We start from the raw sequence: 25,858 nt of genomic DNA, 5'->3' as shown, positions 1-25,858 counted from the left end.
CAAAATAATTTTAAAAAGGCATTTATGGCATTAAAAATTGTAATATCACACAAAACAACATATAAATACGATCGTTCTGTAAAGCTTTCTCCACATATTTTTAGATTGAGACCTGCACCTCATTCTAGAACACCCATAGAATCTTATTCATTAAAAATAAAACCAGAAAATCATTTTTTTAACTGGCAACAAGATCCTTTTGGTAATTATCAGGCAAGAGTTGTTTTTCCAGAAAAAACAAAAGAATTGTCTATCGCAGTAGAAATTATTGCAGATTTAAAGACGATAAACCCTTTTGACTTTTTTGTAGAAGATGATGCAGAAGAATACCCTTTTAAGTATGATGAGATTACAAAAAAAGAATTAGCGCCTTATTTAGAAGTTAATGAAGACAGTGAAATACTACAAGACTTTTTAAAAACCATAGATTATACACCAAGAAAAACAATATATTTTCTAATTGATGTAAATAGAAAAATTTACGAATATTTAAAATACAACATCCGTTTAGAACCAGGTGTACAATCATCTGAAGAAACTTTAACTTGTAAAACAGGTTCTTGTAGAGATTATTCTTGGTTATTTGTACAAGTAATGAGACATTTAGGATTTGGTGCAAGGTTTGTTTCGGGTTATATTGTACAACTAAAAGCAGATGAAAAATCTTTAGATGGCCCATCTGGACCTGAACAAGATTTTACAGATTTACATGCCTGGACAGAAGTTTATATACCAGGTGCTGGTTGGATTGGTTTTGACTCTACCTCTGGTTTATTAGTAGGTGAAGGCCATATACCTTTATCTTGTACTCCTCACTATAAAAGTGCAGCAGCAGTTACAGGAGGAATTATGTCAAATGAAAAAATAGAAACAGAGTTTGAGTTTGATAATTCTGTAACTAGAATATTAGAGTCTCCAAGAGTTACAAAACCATACACTACAGAACAATGGAAAGCCATAGAAAAATTAGGTTATAAAGTAGAAAAACAATTAGAAGAAGGAGATGTTCGTTTAACAATGGGTGGTGAACCTACCTTTGTTTCAATAGATGATATGGAGTCTCCTGAATGGAACACTGATGCAGATGGCCCACATAAACGTAGATTAGCCAATAATTTAACCAAAAGGTTAATGGACAAAATTGGAATTCGTGGTATGTTACATCATGCACAAGGAAAATGGTATCCAGGAGAACCATTACCAAGATGGGAAATTCAATTGTATTGGAGAATTGATAGAAAGCCTATTTGGTATAATCAAGATTTATTATCATCATTTGCACCTAATCCAATTGTTCCAAAAGATGCAGATATTCGATTTTTAACTACTTTAACTAGATATTTAAGCATATCCAATCAAAATATAACACCAACTTTCGAAGATGCTTTTTATTTGCTTTGGGAAGAAGGTAAATTACCTGTAGATATTGATATCAGTAAAAAAGATAGCGATGATTTAGTAAGAAATAGACTTGCAGATATTTTAGCGCAAGGAACTCATAAACCTGTTGGTTATGTTTTACCATTAAACAATCATGAAGATGAATGGTTTTCTAGCAAATGGTCTTTTAGAAGAAAAAATTTACTATTAACTCCTGGTACTTCTCCTATTGGTTTAAGATTACCTATTAAATCTTTAATAGTAAAACCAGAATATGGAGTATTCCCTGTTTACGAACCAGATTTATTTAAAGAGCGTAAGCCTTTACCTAATTTTAAAACTAAGGTAAGTAAAAGACATAAAAAGTTTATTGCAAAAGGTATTAATACAGATAAACCAAAATATTTTGTAAAAACTGCAATTTGTTCAGAAATTAGAGATGGCAAATTATATCTGTTTTTACCGCCTTTAGAATCTGCAGATGCTTTCTTAGACTTAATTGCATCTATAGAAGCAACAGCACAAGAATTAAATATTCCTGTTATTCTAGAAGGATATAACCCACCTCATGACAATAGATTACAATCTATGAAAATTACACCAGATCCAGGTGTAATTGAAATAAATGTACACCCAATGAAAAGTTGGGGAGAATTAGTAAACAATACCTTAACCCTATATGCTGAAGCTAAAAAATCTCGTTTAGGAACAGAGAAGTTTATGATTGATGGTAAACACACAGGAACTGGAGGTGGAAACCATGTAACTTTAGGTGGCTTTAAACCTTCTGATAGCCCATTATTAAGAAAGCCTAGCTTATTAAGAAGTTTACTAACATTTTGGCAGCATCACCCAGGATTATCTTATTTATTTTCTGGTGCATTTGTAGGTGCTACAAGTCAAGCTCCTAGAATAGATGAAGCTAGAATGGAAAACTTATACGAGTTAGAAATTGCTTTTAGCCAAATACCAAAAGGTGGTGAAGTACCTTTTTGGTTAACAGATCGTTTATTTAGACATTTACTAACAGATTTAACTGGTAACACTCACAGAGCAGAATTTTGTATAGATAAATTATATTCTCCAGATTCTTCTTCTGGTAGATTAGGTATTTTAGAACTTCGTGGTTTTGATATGCCTCCACATCCACAGATGAGTTTAATGCAAATGCTATTGGTAAGAACATTAGTGGCTTGGTTCTGGGAAAAACCTTACGAACATAACTTAGTTAGATGGGGTACAGAATTACATGATAAATTTTTAATAGAACATTTTGTAAGAGAAGATATTAAAGATATTGTTGAGCAATTAAACAAAGCAGGTTATGAGTTTGAAGTAGATTGGTTCGATCCTTTCTTTGAATTTAGATTTCCATTACATGGGATGGTAGATATTAATAATATACACTTAGAATTAAGAGCAGGTATAGAACCTTGGAATGTTTTAGGTGAAGAAATGACAGGTGGTGGAACTGCACGTTATGTAGATTCTTCTTTAGAGCGTTTACAAGTTAAAGTATCTAATTTTACAAACGAAAGATATGTATTAACTTGTAATGGCGTAAAAGTACAATTACAACCAACAACTAAAAAAGGTGAATATGTTGCTGGTATTAGATACAAAGCTTGGGATCCATATTCAGCTTTACACCCAACAATTGGTGTAGATACACCTTTAGCTTTTGATATTGTAGATACTTGGAGTAAAAAATCTATTGGTGGTTGTAAATACTTTGTTGCACATCCTGGAGGTAGATCTTATGAAACATATCCTGTTAATAGTTTTGAAGCAGAATCAAGAAGAATTAACCGTTTTTGGGATATTGGAGAGACCCAAACTGATGCAAGTTATATTGAAGAATTAATGCAAAGTGATAAAGGAGTAACCGAAAAAAGTGTTGAAGAAGAAGAAAGTTCAAATATTTATAGATATAAAGTATATCCTGTTAACTCAGAATATCCAAATACCTTAGATTTGCGTCTTAAAAAATAATTAACTTGACAAAAACACCAATAACCTCTTTTTTTAAAGATTACTTTAAAGATTTTGAAAATTATGACGAAGTTTTAAAATCTAATATGGAGATAAATCCTAATTGGGAAAAATTGTTGACAAACTTTTCTAAATTAGGATTAAAAGAATTAACTAAAAGACAAGAAGATTTAGATTGGTTACTTGCTGAAAATGGGGTAACCTATAATGTATATAATGATCCTAATGGTTTAAATAGACCATGGAATTTGAATATTATTCCGTTTGTAATTGAAAGAAAAGAATGGAAAAATATAGAAAAAGGATTAGAACAACGTGCAAAAGTATTAGATTTAGTATTAAAAGATATTTATGGTAAAAGGGAATTAATTAAAAACGGTATTGTACCTCACGAAATTATATTTTCTCATCGTGGTTTTTTACGACCTTGCCATCAAATTCAATATAAAACAGCAAAACAATTATTATTTCATTCAGCAGATTTAGCTAGAGGACCAAATGGACAAATGTGGGTAGTTAATGATAGAACAGAAGCACCTTCTGGTCTTGGCTATTCTCTAGAAAACCGTTTTTCTACAAGTGAAGTTGTTCCCGATTTTTACAACGAAATTAACGTAAAGCAACCATTTAATTTTATTAAAGATTTCAATGAGTTACTTATAAATGCAGCACCATCAAATAAAGAGAATCCTACAATTGTTATTTTAACTCCTGGGCCTCATAACGAAACCTATTTTGAGCATGCATACTTATCTTCTTTCTTCGGATATCCTTTAGTAAAAGGAAATGATTTAGTAGTAAGAGACAATAAAGTTTGGATAAAAACTTTAAAAGGTTTAATACAAGTTGATGTAATTTATAGACGAGTAGATGATGAATATTCAGATCCTTTAGAACTTAATGGAAATTCTTATTTAGGTGTTGCAGGCTTATTAAATGTAGTAAGGCAGCAAAATGTTGCAATTATGAATCCTATAGGAAGTGGCGTTTTAGAAAACCCAGGTTTAATTCCTTTTATGAATTCTATTTGTAAATATTTCTTAAAAGAAGATTTAATTTTACCGCAAATAGCTTCTTGGTGGTGTGGTCAAGAAAAAGAACGCAAACACGTTTTAGATAATCTAAAAAACTTTGTTGTAAAGCCAATAGACAACACACACAGAGAACATATTTATTTCTGCGAATTTTTAAATGAAACTGAATTAGAAGATCTAAAAAAAGAAATTTTAGCAAAACCATATCATTATGTAGCACAAGAAAAAATTTCTTTTTCTACAGCTCCTAATTTAGCAAAAGAACATTTAGAACCTCGTAAGGTTATGTGTAGAACATTTGCTGTTGCTAAAGAGAATAGCTATAGCATTATGCCTGGTGGTTTAGTTAGAGTTGCTTCAGAAACAGAACGTTTAAAAGTTTCTAATCAAAAAGGAGGTACAAGTAAAGATTTTTGGATTACAAATAGCGAAAAAAGAGCTTACAAAAAACGTCAAAGATATCATTGGCATCATTCTACTACAAATAATTTATCAGGTATAGGAAATATACCTAGTAATACAGCCGAAAATTTATTTTGGTCTGGTAGATATTTAGCAAGAACTTTAGTTACAGCTAGGTACATTAGAATGGTGTTAAACCAAATGTCTAATTCTGAGATTAATAAACGAGAATCAGACTCAGAAAGTTTACAGATTCTATATCAATCTATAACGCATTTAACTTCTATTTTCCCTGGTTTTACTGGTAAAAACAAAGAAGAAGCCCTAAAAGACCCGTTAAAAGAAATAATAAAAGTACTTTTTGATAAATCTCAAGTTGGTAGTTTAGCTCACTCTTTATCATCTTTCAATAATTCTTATTATTCTTTGCGAAATCTTTGGTCTAAAGATATGTGGCGAGTTTATGATGTATTACAAAAAACTTGGCAAGAATTTGATAAAGAAGATTATAACAACATTCAAAAAATCACAAAACTATTAGATTCAGTTATCATTAATTTAATTGCATTTATTGGTTTAATTGAAGAAAGCATATTAGTAGAACAAGGCTTGTTAGTTTATTTTATAGGCATACAAATGGAACAAGCTATGATGAATATAGATAAATGTAGAGCTTTACTGACAATTAATTATGAAGAAGATGTTGAATATGAAATTTTAGAATCTCTATTAAATAGCCATGAAAGTTTAAATATTTATAGATACAGTTTTAGATCATATTTAGATATAGAAAATGTAATCAACCTTATTTTACTAGATAAATCTTATTCTAGGTCTTTAAAATATCAATTAAACAGGATAAGAAAAGACATCTTTAGGTTGCCAAAAAGAAATGAAGACTCAAACCTAACTGCTGTTCAATCATCAATTTTAAATGCTTGTAATTTAATTGATAAAGCAAATGCAACTAACTTAATTAAGGTTGATAAAGATTCGTTTACTAGATTAGAGTTAGAAGAATTATTGGCCACTTTAAGCGATTTAATTCATGACACATCAATGTCTTTAACAGATATGTATTTTAATCATTCAGAAGAGCAAATACAGTTATTCAATCAAAATTATACATCTTAATATGATTTTTTCTATCATACATAAAACGATTTATAAATATGATAATAATGTAACTTATTGTCATAATTTGGCTATTCTAAAACCAAAACTTTTTGCTGGCCAAGAATTACTAGAATACGATTTAGAAATAGAACCAAAACCAACAGTAATTAATGAAAATATCGATTTTTTTGGTAATTCTGTAACGCATTTTTCTATTGAAAAACAACATAAAGAACTTATTGTTACTGCAAAAAGCAAAGTAAATAGATCTTATGAACTACAAAAAAACGATATAAATTCAGAAGCTTGTAAATCTATAACACTAGAAACAGCATTATCTAAATTAAACTCATTAACACCAGAAATCATAGAAGCTAAACAATTTTTATTAGACTCTGTTTTAATAAAAAATATTTCATCTACCATTAAAGATTATGCTAAAGTATCTTTTAAAAAAGATCGTTCTGTTTTTGATGCTGCTAATGAATTAATGAAAAGAATATTTACAGAATTTAAATTTGACAGTAATTTTAGTACAATAGCCACACCTATTCAAGAAGTTATGGAGGCAAAAAAAGGAGTTTGCCAAGATTTTGCACAATTAGCTATTGCATGTGTACGTTCTATTGGTTTACCAGCAAGATATGTAAGTGGTTATATAGAAACTTTACCTCCTCCTGGAAAAGAAAAATTGGTTGGTACAGATGCATCTCATGCTTGGTTTTCTGTATTTATACCAGAATTTGGCTGGGTAGATTTCGACCCTACAAATGATCAAATACCTAAAAATCAACACATAGTAATTTCTTATGGTAGAGATTATTATGATGTACCTCCTTTAAAAGGAGTTATTTATGGATCAGGAAAAAGTATAATGGATGTTTCTGTAGATATTAGACCTGCAATTTTATAAATTTAAAAAGATTAAAAAAAATCATTTTTTAATAATTATTTTTAAGCTTAAAATTTTTATATTTATTAGCAAGCAATATGATATTTCACATCTTCTACAATATAACTCTTAAGCGCTCCTTTACTTTTTAACTCATCCATAATATTATATAAAGATAATATCATAGAAACATTTTCAACTCTTTTTAAAATTTGAAAACTAGTTAGAGGTTCGTTTTGTATAACTTGTAAAACTGATAATTGTTGTTCTGTTAAATTATGTAATTCCATTGCGTTTATTTTTAAGAATAGTGTAAAAATACACAAGATTTACCATGAAATTAAAAAAATTAGATAAACGTAATTATTTATCATTTATACAACCCTTTTTAATAGATGAACTGTAAAAAGCTAAAAGATCATTTATAAAAAAAACGTTAGTTAAGTTTAAAATTAAACTTAACTAACGTTTTTTTCACATATAAGCAAAACGTTTAAGCAGCGTAATGATACTTTCTGTTTTGTTTCATGTAACTTTTCAATACACCTTTACTGTTAAGTCTATCTAAAATATTATATAAAGATAATATTAAAGATACGTTTTCAACTTTTTTAAGAATTTCGAAACTAGTTAGGTGTTCTTCTTGTACTGCATTAAGTACAGACTGCTCTGTAGCAGTTAGGTTTAAGTGTGACATAGGGGTTAATTTTTAAGGTTAAACAAATATATACTTTTTTTTCATTTAAAATGTTAAAAATTTGTAAAACATTAACACATAGGTATTCATGCATTTTTCGCAAATTAAATAGAATGTAACTATAATTTATTTCCTTTTTCTAGATGTTATAAAGTAAACTCCTGTTAGTAATATTGATGAAGCAATAATAGACTGAGGAGTTAATTTTTCATCTAAAAAATACCATCCCATAAAAAGAGCTATTACAGGGTTTACGTAAGCAGATGTAGATACCTTTTCTGGAGAAACCACTTTTAACAAATAATTAAAAGCTGTAAAAGCAATAATACCTCCAAAAACAATTAATAATAACATTGATAATTGAACCTCTCTACTCCAACTTAAAGGAGAACTCCAGCTCTCATTAGTACTTATGCTTAATAAAAAAAGTATAAAACTAGCGGCTAACATTTGGTAGCCAGTAGAAACCATAAAACTTTTGGGTAAATTGGCTTTAGAAACAAAAACACTACCAAAACTCCAGCTAAGCACACAAGTTAACATCATAAAAACTCCCAACAATGTATCTTCGGATGTAACTAGTTCTTTTTGGCTAACTAATAAATACATCCCAAACATACCCAAAGCAACACCAATCAACGATTTTTTTTGTAGTGGTTTTCTATCTATCAACCTTAATAAAAAAAGCACAAAAAGCGGTTGTGTAGAAGCCAATAGAGCTCCAAAACCACTATCTACATATCGTAAAGCCCAAACAAAAACTCCATTACCATACACTAAAAAGAAAAATGAAGCTATTATAGAATTTAAAAATTGTTTTTTAGAAATTTTTAAAGGCTGTTTTAATAAAATTGCCATTAAAATCATAAAAAAACCTGCCACAGAAAATCGAATTGACGCCAAAAAAAAAGGAGGTAATTCTGTAACAGCTACTTTATTAAATAAATAAGTTGACCCCCAAATGATGTAAATAGAGATAAACGATAAAACTATTAATATTTTAGAATTTTTCAGGACATAAAAATTTTAGTTTATCAAAAATACTATTAATAATCATCCAAAGCATTTAATTTACAAGAATGTTTATAATATAAGTATATTTGAATTTTATACCATTACAATAAAAGATTTGTTGAACAAAAAATACCCTTTTGACTCTTCATTAAAGCATCATTTTATAATTGCTTTAGGTTTGGCTTTTTGGATATTTATATTTCTATACTTTTCTGAACCTGTAGATATAAATGAATTTAAAAGTGTAGAAAAATTAATTTATTTACCTTTATATGGTTTATTAGGTGCTGTTTGTTATGCTATTTTTTTACCTCTTCAAAATTACCTATACATCAAAAACAACAAGAATTGGTATTTAAAAACTGAATTATTTTTCTTTTTATTGTTTGTTTTAATTGCAATTGTAGCTGCGAGATTTTTTTATTTATATATAGTTAAACCAGATAGAAACCCTTATACATTTACATATCATTTAACTGCAATAATTTTACCAGCATTAACTACAATTTTACCAATTGTATTTATTGGTCGTTTTGCTTTTGGAAAATATAAAAACAAACAAACTGAAGCAAAAAAGATAGAAATAAAAGGAGAAGGTAATTATGAAGGTTTGCGCTTATTTTTGAATGATATTATTTGTATAATATCTTCAGACAACTATATAGAAGTTTTTTACATCTCAAATAATGAAATTAAAAAAAGTTTAATTAGAAATAAATTGTCTGTTGTTGCAGATGAATTTCCATCACTTTTAAGAACTCATCGTTCTTATTTAATTAATCCTTTTCACTTTTTACAATGGAAAACAGAAAAAAGCAAATTGTTTGTATTGTTATTTCACCACATAGAAGTGCCAGTTTCAAGAACCTATCAAAATGATGTAAAAGCGGCTCTTAATTCTACCACAGAATAACTGCTTTTCGCCCCAATTGCTTTGTAATACTGAGTTTTTAAACGATTCCTTTCTAGTTTTGTATCAGAAAGTTTAATCAATAAAAACATCATTATGAAAAATCTAGTTACTCTATTTACCTTATTATTCGTTTTAAATTTTAATTTATCATCTCAAGAACAACAACAAGAAGTTGTAATTATTGGTACAATGCACAAAGTACCAAAAATTGTAAAACATAGTTATAAACCCATGTTACGTTTTGCAAAAAAATACAATCCTGAAGCAATTTATGTAGAATCGCCAATGGCAAATGATTCTATATCTTGGAATTATTTAAAAGATGGATGGTCTAAAAATTATATTCAATTTTATAAATCGTCTAAAAATATTAAAGATACTTTTCTGTTTAAGACTGATAAATTTAAAACTTTAGCAAACAAAAATTTAAATGATATAAATGAAAATGAAATTGATTATCTAATAAACGCTTACACATACAAAAGAGATAATGGTAATTATGATTTATTGAAATATTTAAAAACTTATGGCTTAAAAGGTGCTAAAAACCCAACAAGACATGAAGATGGAGATTTAACCTTTAAATTGGCAATTCATCAAAATTTAAAAGTTACAAATATGGATGATCAGCAGACTAATGGTCTCTATCATAAAGCTTGGAGCAAGTGCTCTAAAGAAGGTGTTAAAAATGGAAATAATGCAGAAAATTCTAAATTGAATAAAAAAGATTACAATTCAGCCATTTTACCTGCTATTTTTAGAGGTTTAGGTAAACATGTAAATAAAAGAAAATCTTTAAACAGATTGCATAAAATGAGTTCTTTTAGCTATGTTTTAGAAGATACTGAAGGCTGTAAAGAAGGTAGAAAATATTGGAATGAGAGAAACATGAGAATGGCTAAAAATATTGCAGAACAAGTTTTAACATCAAACAAAAAAAGAAATTTAGTTATTGTGGGTGCAGCACATGTTATTGGCTTAGAAAAAGAGTTGAAAACAAAGTACCCAAACTTAACAGTAATTCTAATGAATGAGTATTAAACTTTCTATTTTACTTTTAATTAGAAAACGCTCACATAAAATGTGAGCGTTAGTTTTTATATACAACTATTTATAATTATGAATTTTGTTGCTTTTTTCTCTCATTTTTTATAATAATTTCCATCACTCTTATTTTTTAAGTTAATTTTTATGTAAGCATTAACTTTCATGAATTAAGTTAAACAACTATTAATTAATATTTTAAATTATTAAAATAGGTAATGAGTTAAAACTTATATCTTTTAAGGTAATCTAAAATTAGATTAAAATTTAGTTTTGTATATCAATTAAAAACAAACAAAAACATGTCAATTTTAACAATAATTTTAAGCATTTTATTACCACCTGTAGCAGTACTTTTAAAACATGGTTTAGGTAAAGAATTTGTAATAAATGTTTTATTAACAATTTTAGGTTGGTTACCAGGAGTAATACACGCATTTTATGTTAACAGTAAATAAAAAAATATGAACACAAAAAACACAAAATACAATCCAGAAATTACAAAAGAAGATTTAAAAACTTTAGGTGATAAATCTGGGAATTTAAGAAATGACAATAGTGATGATGAGCTACTAAAAAACAAAGTAAATGATACCGATTTTGAAGGTAAAGATTTAGATGTACCAGGTAGAAAATCATTAATTAAAACATCTAAAAAAAGTTTAAAAGATGAAGAAAATCAACTTTATAGTTTAGGTAGTGATGATAATGAGAGTTTAGAAATTGATAGTGTTAACTAATTTAAAAAATAACGTAATAAAATTCTATCCCTTTTTTAAATAACATTTTTAAAATACTATATTTGAAAGTATAGATTATTTATAATGAAAAACGAAACTTTTGACAAAGCCAGAGTAATAAGTTTTAGTGATGCTGTTTTTTCTATAGCAATTACTTTATTAGTGCTAGAAGTTGTTATACCAAGCTATAAAGAATTAAAAACAGGAGATACTTTATTAATTCTAAGAAATAGAATACCAAGTTTTATTGGCTTAGTAGTTAGTTTTATGGTAACTGCTATTTATTGGGTTTCTCATTTGCGTATTATAAAATATGTTTCTAGCATTAATAATAAGTTATTATGGCTAAATATAATGCTACTATTTTTTATTGTACTTCTCCCCTTTTCTACAGCTTTCTATGTAAAAGGCTTTTCTTACAATGGTCCATTTGCTTTTTACTGTTTTAATCTTTCTGCTATTGGGCTTTTTAACGTTTTAATGAATTTTTATATTATTAAAAAAGAAAAAGGTTTAACTGGTATTACAGCTACTTTAGGTAAATATTATAAATTAAGAGCTTTAAACGGATTTTTAGTTTGGGTTATAGCAGGTTGTTTGGCTTTTACTTTACCTATGTTTTCTAGATTTTTATTTATTTTCTTATTTATTAGTGAAATTTTTATAACCAAATACTTTAAGAAAAAATTGATGAAAGAAAGAAATATATAGCCTTACAACTTATTTACCCACTAAATCTTTAATTGAAACACCATTTATAAAAACATTTTCTAAGACAAATTTATCATCATTTAAATAAACCATAGCAAACGTAATATTTGTTTTTAAACTATCTCTTCTATTATTTATCCTTACCAAATCTTCTGCTGGTTTTGCCTTAGATTCTTCCATATAAAAACGATCAAAAGGTAAATTAAATCTTAATTTATTATTGTAATTATCATACCAACTTACCTCTGCTTTCACATAATTATTATCAATTTCTAATTTTGTTTTACTAACAGTTTTTAAAGTAGCAAATCCTAAACTATCGTTTAAATAAACATAAATTTCTTGTTTTCTTTCCCAAATTGTATCTTTAGTCTTAAATGAATTTATATCATAATTCATTCTGATATATTTACCTCTAAAAGGATCATTAGGATCTATTGGTTCTGTTAAAAACTTAAGAGCTTTTCCTTTTTTTAGTGTATTTTCTTGATCGTAAATCATTTTTGTTGGCGCTAATAATTGCAATATTGCTACCAATAAAAAAAGTATAAAAATTATTTTTTTTGATTTCATTCGATAAAATTTAAGCATTCTTTTTTATTTTTTTTGCCAATAAATAGTTAGTAGAAAAGAAACCAACACCTACTAAAATAAATAACAAACCACGTACAACAAAAGACATATTTGTATCAAAAAAACGAGTTATTATTAATGCTGTAATAATTAACAATCCGTAGTTTAATAAAGTAAAATTGATTGTATCTACTCCTTTTTTTATAGTTATAATACCTAAAGCTAAAATTGTGAAATTTATAAGGCTAAGAGCAACAGTAACATCAAAATAATGAACAATAAATATAAAAATCATTATTATTGATGCAGATTGAAATAGTTTTTGATACCCTTTATTTTTGAAGAAATTATTTTTAAGCAGCACAAAAACAGTACTTAATATCAATAGAATTACAATTAATATTTCTTTAATTTCTAAATTAGAAACATCTATATTTTTATACCAAAAACTTTTAGAACTCGCTAATAATAAAGTTATCACTAAGCCTATTGAGCCAATAACTAAAAATCCATTTTTAACTAATCTTGTTTTATCATTTTTTTTAAGTAATCCAATGTTATAAAGTAATCCAAATAGTAAGATGTATAAAATTAATTCAAACAAAAAATTTGAATTGATAAATGCACCAAAAACGATAATAAAACTTAATGGAAAAAGCCAATTTAAAAGTGAAGTATAATTTTGTACAACCTCATCTTTTAGAAGCATTAAATACTTTGGTAAAAGAATTGCGATAATCAACAAATACATCCAAGGAACTTTTCTAATTCCAGAAAAATTATAGCCAACATCAAAACTATAAACTGTAGCAAAAACCAATATTAATAAAAAAAGTGCTTTTGATTTTAATAGATAAATTAACGGTACACAAAGTAAAATCCAAGTCAATAAAAATGAACTTAAATTTCCAGGAATATTATAAATCTGACTTACTAATGAAATTGAACTACCAACTGCAAAAAACAAAAATACTCCAGACGATTCTAACCAAGTTTTAGATTTTTTCTTTAGTAATGAATAACCCACAATTATTTGTCCTACTAGAAGTGGTAAAAAGGCAAGAACTGTTTTAGTAATTTTAGAAAAATTATCCCAATTATGAGCCAAAACCAATATAATTCCTAAACCAACCAAAAGGCTACCAATAACACCAAAAATGGTTAGAAGTTTATTGCTTTGGTTTGGAGATTTAGAATTGTAATATGCTTCTATTTTATCTGCAACTTCTAAAGAAATTACTTCGTTCTTTACTAGAGTTTGTAATTCTCTTATTAATTTAGAATTCATAATATTTTTTTTAAAGTTAGTAATTTTAAACCTCATAAACCTTAATTTATGAGGTTTTGGTTAACAACCATTATCAAACTAACTACTCTTCTAGTTCTTTTTTAGTTTTAATAAAATCTATATCTCTTGCATTTTTCTGTACTGTAATTGCCCCAAAAAGACTTAATAAATAAGAGATTCCGTAAAAACCTTTTTCACTCAAAGTTAAATCTGCATTTCTTAAACCAATGATTAATAAAAGCAAAGCAACAATTACAACTACCCAACTTATACTATAATACATATCACTCACTTTTAAACTTTCTGCTTTATCTCTTACAGCTTTTTGCAAAGAAATTACTGCATAAATCCCCATTAATAAAATAGCAAAGTAATATCCTTTTTCATTGAGTTGCATACTTGCATTCCATAAACCAATACAATAAGAAAGTAACCCAATACTAACAACACCCCAAGTTGCACCTACATAAGCAGATGTTGGTTTTTGATTCATTTCTGCAATTAATTTATTTTTTGTTTTCTGTTTTTTAGTTTCTTCATTAGATGAAACTGTTGTTTGATAATTCATAATTTTAGTTTAATAATTACATTGCAAATTTGGTTTAGAAATTTAACTTGGTAAAAACATAATTAAGTAATTACTGACGATATAAATTTAAAATTTTAATATAAATATCAATTATTTTGTATTTTAGTTAAGTAATTACTGACGACATAATGATTGATTTAAAACAAATACTAAGTTCATTTACCGAAGAAAAACAACAAGATTTTATTTATTATCTAGATAAAAAGAACAAAAGAAAAGATGCTAAAAACATTCAGTTAGTTAAGTTTTTAATAGATGATAACTTTTCTTCTAAAGAAATTTGTTTAAAATTATATAGTAAAGAAAACAAAGTAGCTTTACACGCTTTAAGAAAACGTTTATTTAAATCTTTAATCGATTATACAGCAAATATTAATTTAAAAGAAGAAAACTCTATTGATATTTCTTTAATAAAACACATTATTTCTGCTAGATCTTTTTTAAAAAAAGGGCAATATAAAGTAGGTTATAAAATTTTAGATAAAGCAGAATTAATAGCTAATGAATATCAATTATATACGATATTAAATGAAATATATCACACTAAAATTGAATATGTAAATCATTTAAAAACTATTGATATTGATGAAATCATTCTAAAATTTAAAGAAAATCAACAGCAACATCAGTTGGAAGAAAGATTAAACATTGCTTATGCTAAGATTACAAAAACTTTAAATGAAATTGAACATCAACAAAAAATTATTGATTTAAAATCTGTAATAGAAACCGTTTTTAAAGAAAATGAAATTACTATTTCTAATGAATTATCATTTAAATCTTTATATCAAATTATAAAAATTACAAATATTTCTACTATTCAAAATTTTGAATATTGGAGCATAGAACCATTTTTATTAGAAACTTATGAAACTTTAAGAAATCATAAGGCAAAAGACAAACAGTTATTTTATCACATAGAAGTGTTGTATGTAATTGCGAATACTTTATTTAGAAATAAAAAGTTTAAACAATCTCTAGAATATTTAGAATTGATGTACCTACATATGCATCAAAATAAAAAGAAACATTATAAAGACTTTTATCTAAAACATCAATTACTTGTATCTTTAAATTACAATTATTCTGGAAATCAAGATTTTGCCATACAACTTTTAACACCTTTTATAGATCAAAAAAAATTAGACATTGTTTCTCAACTAGACATTTACTTATCATTGATCGTTTTTTATGCACAGAAAAAAGAAATAAAAAAAGCGCAAAGTTTATTTTTAAAATTTTATCACACAGACAAATGGTATATTGATAAAGCAGGATTTGACTGGACAATAAAAAAGAATTTAATCGAAATTTTATTACAAATAGATTTAGGTAATATTGATGTTGTAGACTCTAGAATTTTAAGTTTTAAACGTAATTACAAGGAGTATTTAAAAAACATACATCAAGAAAAAGTAATTAATTATTTAAAATTAATAGAAACTTATTATAAGAATCCAGAAATTGTTACTTCAGAAGAATTCCATCAAAAAGTGGAGAAATCTTTTACTTGGTTAGATCACAAAAAAGAAGATATTTTTATAATGAGCTTCTTTGCTTGGTTAAAAGCAAAAATGACGAAACAAAACGTTTATGATGTTACCTTAGAATTGATAAATAAAAAATAAATTACAACTATTATAAGTGGCACTATAATTGACTAAATAAAACAATATAAATTAAAATCCGCCTAATGAAAACCTATAAAGTATTTGTTTTAAGTATACTGTCAATATTATTGTTTAGCTGTAGTAAAGATGATGAAATTGAGACTGGATTTACAAGCATCGATTTACAAAAAATTGATGGTAATAGTTCTAAAACTTGGCAAGTAGATAGTTTCTATAGCAACTATAACTCGAATATTTTAAGCGAATATAATGATTGCTATACAGACGATACTTTTACTTTTTACAAAGACAAGAATGAAGCTGAAGCCAATTTAGGCACAGTTAGCTGTTTTTTTGATAACCCAACAGAACAAGCAGCAACCCTAACCTATTCTATAAACGAATTAAATGGGCGCGTTTTCTTAAACGTAAGTAGAGGCGAATCTTTCAATAACGATTTTCGATCAAGATTAACCATCCTAGAACTGGAAGAATTAACGGAAAACAGAATGCTTTTTGCTGCTGGTGATAAAGGAAATTATATGCAAACCTTAATTCTTACAGCAATAAACTAATTATTTATGTCTGCCTTTTAACTCTGCTTCAATATCTTTTAAGGTAAATCCTTTTGCTTGTAACAACATTAAGTAATGGAATAATAAATCTGCAGATTCGTATAAAAATAACTCATCATTATTATCCATAGCTTCAATTACTGTTTCTACAGCTTCCTCTCCTACTTTTTGGGCAACTTTATTAATCCCTTTAGAAAATAAACTAGCTACATAAGATTTTTTAGTGTCTTTGTTTGCAACTCTTTCTGTTATAACATCTTCTAAAGTAGAAAAGAAACCATAGTTTTGGTTGTTTTCTCCACTCCAACAAGTGTCAGTTCCTGTATGGCAAGTTGGCCCTTTTGGATTTACAAAAATCAATAAAGTATCATTATCACAATCTAGTTTAATATCCACTAAATTCAAAACATTGCCACTTTCTTCACCTTTGGTCCAAAGTCTATTTTTAGTTCTAGAAAAAAAAGTAACTAATTTAGTTTCTTGTGTTTTTGCAAAAGCTTCTTCATTCATATAACCCAACATCAACACATTTTTAGTTGTTGCATCTTGTATGATTGCTGGCACTAAACCATCGTTATTTTTATTAAAATCTATATTCATTATTTTAATTTTAATTCCATTTTTATATCTGCTGTAACAAAATGAGTTTCTTTAACTTCTACATGCTCAAAACCATATTTTTCATAAAGTTTTAAAGCATTTTGTAATTTAGAACTCGATTCTAAAAAAATTGTTTCAGCTTTGTTTTGTTTGCACAAATTAATACCAATTTGCAATAATTTATTCCCTATTCCTAATCGCTTATATCCATCACTAACAGCAAACTTTAAAATTTCATAAGTTGTGTTATTTAAAGGATTTAAACATATAGTACCAACAAGATTATTATCTAAATGAGCCAAAAATATAGTAGCTCCATTTTTTATAAATTCCTCAGGATTGTCTAATAAATAATCATCAGCTTTTTCATAAAGTTCAAATTTCTTAAGCCAATGTAGATTAAGTTCTCTGAATTCTTTTTGATACTTATTCTTATATTCTATAATTTCTAAACCCTCCATTTGTATTATAAACGAACAGGAATATTTTGTTCTTTTAATGCTTGTTTTAATTCTAAAATCGGAATTTCACCAAAATGAAAAACGCTAGCTGCCAAAGCTGCATCAGATTTTCCATCAATAAAAGTATCTGCAAAATGCTGAATTGTTCCTGCTCCACCAGAAGCAATAATTGGTATGTTTAGCAATTCTGATAAATGTGCCAAAGCTTCATTTGCAAAACCTGCTTTTGTTCCATCGTGATTCATAGAAGTAAATAAAATTTCTCCTGCTCCTCTTTCTTCAACTTCTTTTGCCCAATCAAATAATTTAATATCTGTAGGTATTGTTCCTCCTGCTAAATGCACAAACCATTCTCCATCAATCTGTTTTGCATCAATAGCAACAACCACACATTGACTCCCGAATTTATCTGCCAATTCACTTACCAATTCAGGCCTTTTTACTGCGGATGAATTTATAGAAACCTTATCTGCACCGCATTTTAATAAGGCATCTACATGCTCTACAGAAGATATTCCTCCACCAACTGTAAACGGAATATTTACTTGTTCTGCCACTTTTAAAACCATGTCTAAAGTAGTTCCTCTATTTTCTAAAGTAGCTGCAATATCTAAAAACACCAATTCGTCTGCACCTAATTCTGCATATTGTTTTGCTAAAACCACAGGATCTCCTGCATCTATTAAATTAACGAAATTAACACCTTTTACAGTTCTTCCGTTTTTAATATCTAAACAAGGCACTATTCTTTTTGTTAACATTTTTATAGCTTTTGGCTCTAGGCTTTTGGCTGTTCGCAAATAGCAAACTGCTAAAAGCAAATGACTATTTTTTTATTATAAAATTCTCTAATTGTTTTAAACTGATTTTATTTTCATAAATCGCTTTACCAATAATTACTCCTTCACAGCCATTTTCTGCTAGTTTAGGAATTTCATCAAAAGTAGAAATCCCTCCAGAAGCAATTAATTTTAAAGGTTTTACTTCTGATAAAATTTCTTTATAAATATCAAAACTTGGGCCTTGTAACATACCATCTTTAGAAATATCTGTACAAATTACATATTGAATTCTTTTTTGTTGATAGTTTGCAATAAAAGGAATTAACTCTAAAGAACTTTCTTCTTGCCATCCATTTGTAGCAATTTTCCCTCCTGTTGCATCAGGATAAAAATCGGCTCCTAAAATAATTTTCTCTGAACCATATTTAGCAATCCAACTTTCGAATATTTGTGGATTTTTTACAGCAATACTACCTCCCGTAATTTGATTTGCGCCTGAATTAAAGGCAATTTCTAAATCTTTATCAGATTTTAATCCTCCACCAAAATCAATTTTTAAATTGGTTTTAGAGGCAATTTGTTCTAAAACTTTATAATTAATAATCTGGCTTGCTTTTGCACCATCTAAATCTACAACGTGTAAATATTCGATTCCTGCAGCTTCAAATGCTGCAGCAACTTCTAACGGATTTTCGTTATAAATTTTCTTGGTATTGTAATCGCCTTTTGTTAAACGAACACATTTTCCTTCTATGATGTCTATTGCTGGTATAATTCGCATATAATTTTTCTTTAATCTACGATTTCTTTAATTTCTTTATCTGATATTTTTAAAGCTTTAGGTAATTTAATAATTCCAGCTTCATCTAATACTATATATCTTGGTATCCAATCTAAATCTACATATTTTGATAGTTCATTTTCCCATCCCTCTTTTATGTAATAATGATCTCCTTTTATTTTCCAATAAGCTATAGCTCTTTTCCAACGTTCTATATCTTTATCCAAAGAAATATAAACAAAGTCTGTATTTTTTGTTTTTCGCTTTAATTTCTTAGCAGCAGGCACATCAATAATACAATCTCTACACCAAGAAGCCCAAAAATCAATCACTATTTTTTTTCCTTTATGTAACTCCAAAATTTCACCTAAAGAAACTACTTTACCTTCTAAACTAGTTACTTTAAAACTTAAGAGTTCCTTAGAAAAAGGCTTGTTCTCTAAATGTACAGGAACTGGATTATTTTGAGCATAACCTGTAATTAAAAAACCAAATACAATTACAAACATTAAAATTTGTTTTTTCATAGCTATAGTATTTTAAATGTTCAAGAAGTTTTTCAAAATTTGTTCACCTGATTTTGATGATTTCTCTGGATGAAATTGAACTCCATAAAAATTACCCTTTTTTAATGCTGATGCATATTCGATTTCATAATCTGTAGTTGCAATTGATTCTGCGCATTCTTCTGCGTAAAAACTATGCACTAAATACATAAATTCTTTTTCTTTAATACCAGCAAACAATTCAGACTCTAAGTTGTAAATTACATTCCATCCCATTTGAGGAACCTTAACAGCATTCGAAAACTTTTTAACATCAACATCAAAAATTCCTAAACCCTTTGTATTTCCTTCTTCTGATGAGTTACACATTAACTGCATACCTAAACAAATACCTAAAACCGGTTGTGCTAATGTAGGAATCACTTTATCTAAACCACTTTCTTGCAACATTTTCATAGCAGAACTTGCTTCTCCTACTCCTGGAAAAATTACTTTATCTGCAGCTTTTATTTCATCAATATTATTCGATAAAACAGCATCTACCCCCAAACGTTTAAAAGCAAATTGAATGCTTTTTATGTTTCCTGCTCCGTAATCAATTATTACGAGGCCTCCTCCAACTCCTCCAAAGGAGGAGGGTTGCTCACTGTTGTGGATTTTATTTTTATGAATCATTTTTTGTTTTCAATATTGGTACTCCTTCCCTTAGGGAAGGTTGGGATGGGCTTTTTACAACACTCCTTTTGTTGATGGTAAAAACATTTTGTTAGCATCTCTTTTTACGGCCATTTTCATTGCTTTTGCAAAGGCTTTAAAAATTCCTTCTATTTTATGATGCTCATTATCACCTTCTGCTTTAATGTTTAAATTACATTTTGCACCATCTGTAAACGATTTAAACAAATGTAAAAACATTTCTGTTGGCATATCTCCAATCATTTCTCGTTTAAAATCTGCATCCCAAACTAGCCAAGGTCTACCACCAAAATCAACTGCTGCTTGCGCTAAACAATCATCCATTGGCAAACAAAAACCATAACGTTCTATACCTAATTTATTACCTAATGCTTTGTGAAATAATTCACCTAAAGCAATCATAGTATCTTCTATTGTATGATGCTCATCAACCTCTAAATCACCATCAACTTTTACAGTTAAATCCATAGCTCCATGTCTACCAATTTGATCTAACATGTGATCGAAAAATTTAACTCCAGTATCAATATCATTTTTACCAGAACCATCTAAATTTAGTTTAATGTAAATTTTAGTTTCGTTGGTATTTCTGGTAATTTCAGAAACTCTATCTTCTAGCTTTAAAAACTCGTAAATTGCTGCCCAATCTGTAGACTTTAAAGCAATACAATCTAAAATTTCTTGTTTAGAAGTTTCTATTTCATCTGCTCCTAATTCTGGGTTTTCTGATAAATAAATACCTTTTGCGCCCAAATTTTTAGCCAGTTCCATGTCTGTAATTCTATCACCCAAAACAAAAGAATTTTCTAAATCATAATCGTTAGAAAAATATTTAGTTAATAAACCTGTTCTTGGTTTACGAGTTTCTGCGTTTTCATGCGGAAAAGTTTTATCAATACATATTTCAGAAAAAATAACACCTTCTTTTTCGAATGCAGAAATTACTTTATTCTGTGCAGGCCAAAATGTATCTTCTGGAAAAGAATCTGTACCTAAACCATCTTGGTTGGTAACCATTACCAGTTCATAATCTAATTCTGAGGCAATTTTTGCCATGTATTGAAATACTTTTGGGTAATATTCTAATTTTTCTAAACTATCTAATTGATAATCTACAGGTGGTTCTAAAACTAAAGTTCCATCTCTATCTATAAATAATACTTTTTTCATTATTATAATGATTTTAAAGCTCTGATTAATCTTTGATTTTCTTCGCAAATACCAACACTAATTCGCAAGCAATTTTCGCATAAAGGTTGTGTAGTTCTATTTCTAATTACTACACCATATTCTATTAATTGTCTATAACGCTTATTAGCATCATCTACTTTTAAGAGTAAAAAATTACCATCTGAAGGGTATACTTTTTCTATAAAATTTATACTACTTTCTAACTCTTGTTTTAAACGTTTTCTTTCGCTAATTAGCTGTGCAACTTCGTTATTAATTTCATCTATTTTTTGCAAACGATTAACTGCTCTTTGTTGTGTTAATTCATTTACATTATAGGGTGGTTTTATATTGTTTAAAATTTTAATAATTGCTTTAGATGCATAACAAACGCCCAAACGAATACCTGCTAAACCATAGGCTTTAGACAAAGTCTGTGTAATTATTAAGTTAGGAAATTTCTCTATTTTTTTCAACCAACTTTTTTGAGTAGAAAAATCGATATAAGCCTCATCAATAACTACTAAACCTTTAAATTTTATTAGTAATTCGTGTATTGATTTTTCTGTAAAACTATTGCCTGTTGGGTTATTGGGTGAACATAAAAATAGAATTTTAGTATTTTTATTTACAGTACTTAAAATTTCTTTAATATTTGGCTGAAATTCAGTACTCAATAAAACCTTTTTATTTTCAATGTTGTTTAAATCTGCTAAAACAGAATACATACCATAAGTTGGTGGTAAAGTAATAACATTATCTACTTTTGGTTCACAAAAAGCTCTGTAAATTAAATCTAAAACTTCGTCACTACCATTTCCTAAAAGTATATTTTCTACATCAACTCCTTTAATTTCAGATAAAATATCTTTTACACCAAGTTGTTGTGGATCTGGATATCGATTTACACCATTTTCAAAAGGATTTTCATTGGCATCCAAGAAAATCATATCATTATAGGTTATATCTTTATATTCGTCTCTTGCAGATGAATATGGTTTTAAAGATTTAATATTTTCTCTTACTAGGTTGTTGATGTTAAAGTCTGTTTTCATACTTTAAAGACTCCGAAAAAGGAGTTTTAGTTACAAATTATTTTTGCAAATTTTTTAATCGAATAGAAACTGCATTTTTATGTGCTTGTAAGCCTTCTGCATCTGCCATTAATTCTATGGCATTCCCAATGTTTTGAATTCCTGTTTTAGATATTTTTTGAAAAGTAATACTTTTTGTAAAACTATCTAAATTTACACCTGAATAGGCTTTAGAAAACCCATTTGTTGGTAATGTATGGTTTGTACCAGAAGCATAATCTCCTGCACTTTCTGGAGTGTAATTACCTATAAAAACAGAGCCTGCATTTGCAATATTATCTATATAATAATCATTATTATTTGTACAAACAATAAAATGTTCTGGGCCATATTCATTAATTAATTCTAAAGCTATTTCATCATTTTCAACAAAAATAGATTTAGAATTGGCAATTGCTTTTTCAGCAATTTCTACTCTTGGTAATACTGCTAATTGTTTTTCAATTTCTATTTCAACTTCATTAATTAATTCTTTTGATGTTGAAACTAAAATAACTTGACTATCTACTCCATGTTCTGCCTGACTTAATAAATCTGAAGCAACAAAACTTGCATTTGCAAAATCGTCTGCAGCTACTAATAACTCACTTGGTCCTGCAGGCATATCTATTGCCACACCAAATTTAGTTGATAGCTGTTTTGCTACTGTTACAAACTGATTTCCAGGTCCGAAAATTTTATAAACTTGTGGTATAGTTTCTGTACCAAAAGTAAAACCTGCAATGGCTTGAATTCCGCCAACTTTTATAATTTTAGTAACGCCACATAAATTAGCTGTGTATAAAATTGCCGGATTTATTTTACCTGCTGCATTTGGTGGAGAGCACAATACAATTTCTTTACAACCTGCAATTTGAGCAGGAACTGTCAACATTAATACTGTTGAAAACAAAGGTGCTGTGCCTCCAGGAATATATAAACCAACTTTTTGAATTGGTCTTTTTTCTTGCCAACATTCTACTCCGTTTGCAGTTTCTACAAAAACTTTTTCTGTTTTTTGAGCTTTATGAAAATTAGTAATATTTACTTTGGCTAATTGAATAGCTGCTTTTAAATCTTCTGAAACTAAATTTATAGCTTCTGTAATTTCTGCTTCTGTAACAATATTGTTTTCTAAAGAAATACCATCGAATTTGGCTGTATATTTCTGTACAGCTTTATCTCCATTTTTCTGAATATCAGCAAAGACTTCATTTACTACACCTTCTATATCATCAACTGTTTTTGTTGGTCTTTCTAAAATTTTAGACCAAGTTTCTTTTGATGGGTTATTAATAATTTTCATAATAATTACTCTTTATAAACTTGCGTAAGCGTTAGGGATTGAAACGACATCCTTTTTGTTTTTCACAAAAAGATATAGTGTAAAGCCCGTTAAAACGCCCTAATAAAAAAATTAAAGCACCATTTTTTCGATTGGACAAACTAAAATACCTTCTGCTCCATTGGCTTTTAATTCGTCTATAATTTCCCAAAACTCATTTTTAGATATTACAGTGTGTACTGAGCTCCAACCTTTTTCTGCTAATGGCAAAACAGTTGGACTTCTCATACCTGGCAATAATTTTAGAATGCTTTCTAAGTTATCATTTGGTGCATTTAATAGGATATATTTTGAATTTCTACCTTTTAAAACAGATTGAATTCTAAATTGAATTTTCTCTAAAATTGCTTTTCTTTCAGCATTAATTTGAGGTGAAACTGCTAAAACTGCTTCCGATTTTAACAAAACTTCAATCTCTTTTAAACCGTTTTTAAATAGTGTACTTCCACTAGAAACGATATCGCAAATACCATCTGCTAAACCAATATTGGGTGCAATTTCTACTGAACCGTTAATTTTATGCAATTGAGCATCAATGTTTTGTTCTTTTAAAAACTTTTTTACAGTTTCTGGGTATGAAGTTGCAATTCGTTTGCCTGCCAAATCTTTTAATGAACTAGCATTTGATTCTTTTGGCACTGCAATAGAAACTTTACATTTAGAAAAACCTAAACGTTCTACAAACTGAATATCGTTTCCTTTTTCGATTAAAACATTCTCCCCAATTATGGCTGCATCTACTACTCCGTCTTTTAAATACTGAGGAATATCGCCATTTCTAAGATAAAAAACCTCTACAGGAAAATCTCTAGCAGCTGCTTTTAATTGGTCTTTACCATTGTCGATAGAAATACCAATGTCTTTTAAGATTCTCATTGAATCTTCATTTAATCTACCTGATTTTTGTACTGCAATTCTTAAGTTACTCATTTTTGTTTTTAGTTTGGTTTGAGCAAATTTGGTTTTAAAATTAAAAAACCTGTTTGATTTGCTCAAACAGGTTTATAAATATCTTGACTTTATTCAATACATTTTTAAATCGCTTGAGAGCAATTGTAAAAATGATGATGATGATTTTGAATAAATTTCATTTACTTTATTAATTATACAAATATTCAAATTTTATTTTGATAAAACCAAATGAAGTGACTATAAAATTTAGTTAAATATAATATTTATCAAGATTTGATTTTTTGTTTGATTTTTAATAAAAAGTAGCGAAAATGATAATACAATTCCTTTATCACATCAGCCTAAATAAATATAAAAACAGCAATTAATACAAAAACTACAATTTGCATCCATTTTAAATACAAACCAATTTTTTGATTTTCTTTGATTTTTTCTGAAATTGTACCTGCTAAAATTGCAATTGTAGAAAAAATTACAAGTGAAACTAACATAAATACAAAACCTAAAACATAGAATTGAATTACAGTAGAAATACTTTCTGAAAATAAAAATCCTGGAAAAAATGCTAAAAAGAAAATAGATACTTTCGGATTTAATACATTCATAATAAACCCTTGTTTAAATAATTGTGTGGTAGTTTTTTGTTCTACATTATCTTTAGAAAGAATAATATTAGCATCAGAATTATATACTTTGTAAGCTAAATAAAGTAAATAAATAGCACCAAATAATTTAATTGCAAAAAATATATTTTCTGAGTTTTTTATAATTGCAGAGACTCCAAATGCCAACAAAGAAGTATGTACTAAACAACCAGAAATTAAACCAAAAACTGTAGCTAAACCAAATTTTCTGCCATTTACAATACTTTGTGTTAATACAAAAATATTATCTGGACCTGGAGAAAGTGCTAGTATAGATGTTGCTAAAGCAAAAGAAAAAAGAGTTTCTAACACTATTTA

27 protein-coding genes are annotated in these 25,858 nt (G+C 27.8%); 10 read left to right on the top strand and 17 right to left on the bottom strand.

The window, feature by feature from the left end:
- The first annotated feature begins 24 nt into the window (after positions 1-24).
- Genes KO506_RS11690 through KO506_RS11680 form a run of 3 tightly spaced genes read left to right on the top strand, consistent with a single transcriptional unit; the run spans position 25 to position 6,837 of the window.
- A complete protein-coding gene (locus KO506_RS11690) occupies positions 25-3,372 on the top strand; it encodes a DUF2126 domain-containing protein (protein ID WP_215995090.1) in 3,348 nt (1,115 codons plus the stop codon).
- Between the two features lie 5 nt (positions 3,373-3,377).
- Entirely contained in the window at positions 3,378-5,942 is a 2,565-nt protein-coding gene (locus tag KO506_RS11685; protein ID WP_252726851.1) for a circularly permuted type 2 ATP-grasp protein, read from the top strand.
- 1 nt (position 5,943) lies between these two features.
- A complete protein-coding gene (locus tag KO506_RS11680; protein ID WP_215995089.1) occupies positions 5,944-6,837 on the top strand; it encodes a transglutaminase family protein in 894 nt (297 codons plus the stop codon).
- A 65-nt stretch (positions 6,838-6,902) separates the two neighbouring features.
- Here the strand turns inward: KO506_RS11680 and KO506_RS11675 are convergent, their stop codons facing one another.
- The 3 genes from KO506_RS11675 to KO506_RS11665 all read right to left on the bottom strand — a co-directional run bounded on the left by KO506_RS11675 (position 6,903) and on the right by KO506_RS11665 (position 8,527).
- Positions 6,903-7,106, bottom strand: coding sequence for a hypothetical protein (locus KO506_RS11675; protein WP_215995088.1), 204 nt, complete (start codon positions 7,104-7,106; stop codon positions 6,903-6,905).
- A gap of 203 nt (positions 7,107-7,309) precedes the next feature.
- On the bottom strand, positions 7,310-7,513 hold the full coding sequence (locus KO506_RS11670; protein ID WP_215995087.1) for a hypothetical protein: 204 nt from the start codon (positions 7,511-7,513) through the stop codon (positions 7,310-7,312).
- A 126-nt stretch (positions 7,514-7,639) separates the two neighbouring features.
- The gene (locus KO506_RS11665) at positions 7,640-8,527 is read right to left on the bottom strand and encodes an EamA family transporter (protein ID WP_215995113.1); all 888 of its coding nucleotides are present in this window, start codon (positions 8,525-8,527) and stop codon (positions 7,640-7,642) included.
- A gap of 118 nt (positions 8,528-8,645) precedes the next feature.
- Between KO506_RS11665 and KO506_RS11660 the strand changes: the two genes are divergently transcribed.
- From KO506_RS11660 to KO506_RS11640, 5 genes are all read left to right on the top strand, one after another.
- Positions 8,646-9,440 carry a LytTR family DNA-binding domain-containing protein gene (locus tag KO506_RS11660; RefSeq protein ID WP_252726850.1) on the top strand — a complete coding sequence of 265 codons (795 nt, stop codon included), beginning with the start codon at positions 8,646-8,648 and terminating at the stop codon, positions 9,438-9,440.
- A 93-nt stretch (positions 9,441-9,533) separates the two neighbouring features.
- Complete coding sequence (locus KO506_RS11655) at positions 9,534-10,481, top strand: DUF5694 domain-containing protein (protein WP_215995085.1); 948 nt, start codon at positions 9,534-9,536, stop codon at positions 10,479-10,481.
- 305 nt (positions 10,482-10,786) lie between these two features.
- Positions 10,787-10,942 carry a YqaE/Pmp3 family membrane protein gene (locus KO506_RS11650; RefSeq protein ID WP_215995084.1) on the top strand — a complete coding sequence of 52 codons (156 nt, stop codon included), beginning with the start codon at positions 10,787-10,789 and terminating at the stop codon, positions 10,940-10,942.
- Between the two features lie 6 nt (positions 10,943-10,948).
- Entirely contained in the window at positions 10,949-11,224 is a 276-nt protein-coding gene (locus KO506_RS11645; protein WP_215995083.1) for a hypothetical protein, read from the top strand.
- 84 nt (positions 11,225-11,308) lie between these two features.
- Positions 11,309-11,935, top strand: a complete 627-nt coding sequence (locus KO506_RS11640; RefSeq protein ID WP_215995082.1) for a TMEM175 family protein — start codon at positions 11,309-11,311, stop codon at positions 11,933-11,935.
- A 9-nt stretch (positions 11,936-11,944) separates the two neighbouring features.
- On the opposite strand, the gene KO506_RS11635 is transcribed toward KO506_RS11640, so the two are convergent.
- The 3 genes from KO506_RS11635 to yiaA all read right to left on the bottom strand — a co-directional run bounded on the left by KO506_RS11635 (position 11,945) and on the right by yiaA (position 14,364).
- Positions 11,945-12,508 carry a GDYXXLXY domain-containing protein gene (locus KO506_RS11635; protein ID WP_215995081.1) on the bottom strand — a complete coding sequence of 188 codons (564 nt, stop codon included), beginning with the start codon at positions 12,506-12,508 and terminating at the stop codon, positions 11,945-11,947.
- 10 nt (positions 12,509-12,518) lie between these two features.
- On the bottom strand, positions 12,519-13,796 hold the full coding sequence (locus KO506_RS11630) for a DUF2157 domain-containing protein (RefSeq protein WP_215995080.1): 1,278 nt from the start codon (positions 13,794-13,796) through the stop codon (positions 12,519-12,521).
- 82 nt (positions 13,797-13,878) lie between these two features.
- A complete protein-coding gene (gene yiaA, locus KO506_RS11625) occupies positions 13,879-14,364 on the bottom strand; it encodes an inner membrane protein YiaA (RefSeq protein WP_215995079.1) in 486 nt (161 codons plus the stop codon).
- A gap of 149 nt (positions 14,365-14,513) precedes the next feature.
- Here yiaA and KO506_RS11620 point away from each other — a divergent pair, with 149 nt between their 5' ends.
- Both KO506_RS11620 and KO506_RS11615 read left to right on the top strand, forming a co-directional pair.
- Positions 14,514-16,013 (top strand): hypothetical protein, encoded by a 1,500-nt coding sequence (locus KO506_RS11620; RefSeq protein ID WP_215995078.1) that lies wholly within the window; start codon positions 14,514-14,516, stop codon positions 16,011-16,013.
- 65 nt (positions 16,014-16,078) lie between these two features.
- A complete protein-coding gene (locus tag KO506_RS11615) occupies positions 16,079-16,570 on the top strand; it encodes a hypothetical protein (RefSeq protein ID WP_215995077.1) in 492 nt (163 codons plus the stop codon).
- Here KO506_RS11615 and hisIE read toward each other — a convergent pair whose 3' ends face one another.
- From hisIE to KO506_RS11560, 11 genes are all read right to left on the bottom strand, one after another.
- On the bottom strand, positions 16,571-17,170 hold the full coding sequence (gene hisIE, locus KO506_RS11610; RefSeq protein ID WP_215995076.1) for a bifunctional phosphoribosyl-AMP cyclohydrolase/phosphoribosyl-ATP diphosphatase HisIE: 600 nt from the start codon (positions 17,168-17,170) through the stop codon (positions 16,571-16,573).
- Complete coding sequence (locus KO506_RS11605) at positions 17,170-17,631, bottom strand: GNAT family N-acetyltransferase (RefSeq protein WP_215995075.1); 462 nt, start codon at positions 17,629-17,631, stop codon at positions 17,170-17,172. The genes hisIE and KO506_RS11605 overlap by 1 nt, the downstream gene beginning before the upstream one ends.
- A gap of 5 nt (positions 17,632-17,636) precedes the next feature.
- The gene (gene hisF / locus KO506_RS11600; protein ID WP_215995074.1) at positions 17,637-18,392 is read right to left on the bottom strand and encodes an imidazole glycerol phosphate synthase subunit HisF; all 756 of its coding nucleotides are present in this window, start codon (positions 18,390-18,392) and stop codon (positions 17,637-17,639) included.
- 64 nt (positions 18,393-18,456) lie between these two features.
- Positions 18,457-19,194: a 1-(5-phosphoribosyl)-5-[(5-phosphoribosylamino)methylideneamino]imidazole-4-carboxamide isomerase gene (gene hisA / locus KO506_RS11595; protein WP_215995073.1), complete on the bottom strand. Its 738-nt coding sequence runs from the start codon at positions 19,192-19,194 to the stop codon at positions 18,457-18,459.
- Positions 19,195-19,205: 11 nt separating this feature from the next.
- Positions 19,206-19,721 (bottom strand): TlpA family protein disulfide reductase, encoded by a 516-nt coding sequence (locus tag KO506_RS11590; RefSeq protein WP_215995072.1) that lies wholly within the window; start codon positions 19,719-19,721, stop codon positions 19,206-19,208.
- Between the two features lie 12 nt (positions 19,722-19,733).
- Positions 19,734-20,375, bottom strand: a complete 642-nt coding sequence (gene hisH, locus KO506_RS11585; protein ID WP_215995071.1) for an imidazole glycerol phosphate synthase subunit HisH — start codon at positions 20,373-20,375, stop codon at positions 19,734-19,736.
- A 54-nt stretch (positions 20,376-20,429) separates the two neighbouring features.
- A complete protein-coding gene (gene hisB / locus KO506_RS11580; RefSeq protein ID WP_215995070.1) occupies positions 20,430-21,566 on the bottom strand; it encodes a bifunctional histidinol-phosphatase/imidazoleglycerol-phosphate dehydratase HisB in 1,137 nt (378 codons plus the stop codon).
- 2 nt (positions 21,567-21,568) lie between these two features.
- A complete protein-coding gene (gene hisC, locus KO506_RS11575; protein WP_215995069.1) occupies positions 21,569-22,621 on the bottom strand; it encodes a histidinol-phosphate transaminase in 1,053 nt (350 codons plus the stop codon).
- Positions 22,622-22,658: 37 nt separating this feature from the next.
- Positions 22,659-23,945 carry a histidinol dehydrogenase gene (gene hisD / locus KO506_RS11570; protein WP_215995068.1) on the bottom strand — a complete coding sequence of 429 codons (1,287 nt, stop codon included), beginning with the start codon at positions 23,943-23,945 and terminating at the stop codon, positions 22,659-22,661.
- A gap of 111 nt (positions 23,946-24,056) precedes the next feature.
- Positions 24,057-24,914, bottom strand: coding sequence for an ATP phosphoribosyltransferase (gene hisG / locus KO506_RS11565; protein WP_215995067.1), 858 nt, complete (start codon positions 24,912-24,914; stop codon positions 24,057-24,059).
- A 323-nt stretch (positions 24,915-25,237) separates the two neighbouring features.
- Positions 25,238-25,852: a LysE family translocator gene (locus KO506_RS11560; protein ID WP_215995066.1), complete on the bottom strand. Its 615-nt coding sequence runs from the start codon at positions 25,850-25,852 to the stop codon at positions 25,238-25,240.
- Between the last annotated feature and the right edge of the window lie 6 nt (positions 25,853-25,858).

Origin of the sequence: Polaribacter vadi, assembly GCF_018861005.1 — a bacterium.
In the GTDB taxonomy this organism is placed as follows: Bacteria; Bacteroidota; Bacteroidia; order Flavobacteriales; family Flavobacteriaceae; genus Polaribacter; species Polaribacter vadi_A.
This window is presented reverse-complemented; position numbering and strand designations above follow the sequence as displayed.

Bases quoted from the DNA above. Each gene is read 5' to 3' on its own strand.
- KO506_RS11655 (WP_215995085.1), top strand. From the start codon at position 9,534: ATGAAAAATCTAGTTACTCTATTTACCTTATTATTCGTTTTAAATTTT.
- KO506_RS11615 (WP_215995077.1), top strand. From the start codon at position 16,079: ATGAAAACCTATAAAGTATTTGTTTTAAGTATACTGTCAATATTATTG.
- hisD (WP_215995068.1), bottom strand. From the start codon at position 23,945: ATGAAAATTATTAATAACCCATCAAAAGAAACTTGGTCTAAAATTTTA.
- hisF (WP_215995074.1), bottom strand. From the start codon at position 18,392: ATGTTAACAAAAAGAATAGTGCCTTGTTTAGATATTAAAAACGGAAGA.
- KO506_RS11630 (WP_215995080.1), bottom strand. From the start codon at position 13,796: ATGAATTCTAAATTAATAAGAGAATTACAAACTCTAGTAAAGAACGAA.
- KO506_RS11620 (WP_215995078.1), top strand. From the start codon at position 14,514: ATGATTGATTTAAAACAAATACTAAGTTCATTTACCGAAGAAAAACAA.
- KO506_RS11690 (WP_215995090.1), top strand. From the start codon at position 25: ATGGCATTAAAAATTGTAATATCACACAAAACAACATATAAATACGAT.
- KO506_RS11645 (WP_215995083.1), top strand. From the start codon at position 10,949: ATGAACACAAAAAACACAAAATACAATCCAGAAATTACAAAAGAAGAT.
- hisIE (WP_215995076.1), bottom strand. From the start codon at position 17,170: ATGAATATAGATTTTAATAAAAATAACGATGGTTTAGTGCCAGCAATC.
- KO506_RS11640 (WP_215995082.1), top strand. From the start codon at position 11,309: ATGAAAAACGAAACTTTTGACAAAGCCAGAGTAATAAGTTTTAGTGAT.
- KO506_RS11590 (WP_215995072.1), bottom strand. From the start codon at position 19,721: ATGAAAAAACAAATTTTAATGTTTGTAATTGTATTTGGTTTTTTAATT.
- KO506_RS11605 (WP_215995075.1), bottom strand. From the start codon at position 17,631: ATGGAGGGTTTAGAAATTATAGAATATAAGAATAAGTATCAAAAAGAA.
- hisG (WP_215995067.1), bottom strand. From the start codon at position 24,914: ATGAGTAACTTAAGAATTGCAGTACAAAAATCAGGTAGATTAAATGAA.
- hisA (WP_215995073.1), bottom strand. From the start codon at position 19,194: ATGCGAATTATACCAGCAATAGACATCATAGAAGGAAAATGTGTTCGT.
- KO506_RS11670 (WP_215995087.1), bottom strand. From the start codon at position 7,513: ATGTCACACTTAAACCTAACTGCTACAGAGCAGTCTGTACTTAATGCA.
- hisB (WP_215995070.1), bottom strand. From the start codon at position 21,566: ATGAAAAAAGTATTATTTATAGATAGAGATGGAACTTTAGTTTTAGAA.
- hisC (WP_215995069.1), bottom strand. From the start codon at position 22,621: ATGAAAACAGACTTTAACATCAACAACCTAGTAAGAGAAAATATTAAA.
- KO506_RS11635 (WP_215995081.1), bottom strand. From the start codon at position 12,508: ATGAAATCAAAAAAAATAATTTTTATACTTTTTTTATTGGTAGCAATA.
- KO506_RS11650 (WP_215995084.1), top strand. From the start codon at position 10,787: ATGTCAATTTTAACAATAATTTTAAGCATTTTATTACCACCTGTAGCA.
- hisH (WP_215995071.1), bottom strand. From the start codon at position 20,375: ATGATTCATAAAAATAAAATCCACAACAGTGAGCAACCCTCCTCCTTT.
- yiaA (WP_215995079.1), bottom strand. From the start codon at position 14,364: ATGAATTATCAAACAACAGTTTCATCTAATGAAGAAACTAAAAAACAG.
- KO506_RS11675 (WP_215995088.1), bottom strand. From the start codon at position 7,106: ATGGAATTACATAATTTAACAGAACAACAATTATCAGTTTTACAAGTT.
- KO506_RS11680 (WP_215995089.1), top strand. From the start codon at position 5,944: ATGATTTTTTCTATCATACATAAAACGATTTATAAATATGATAATAAT.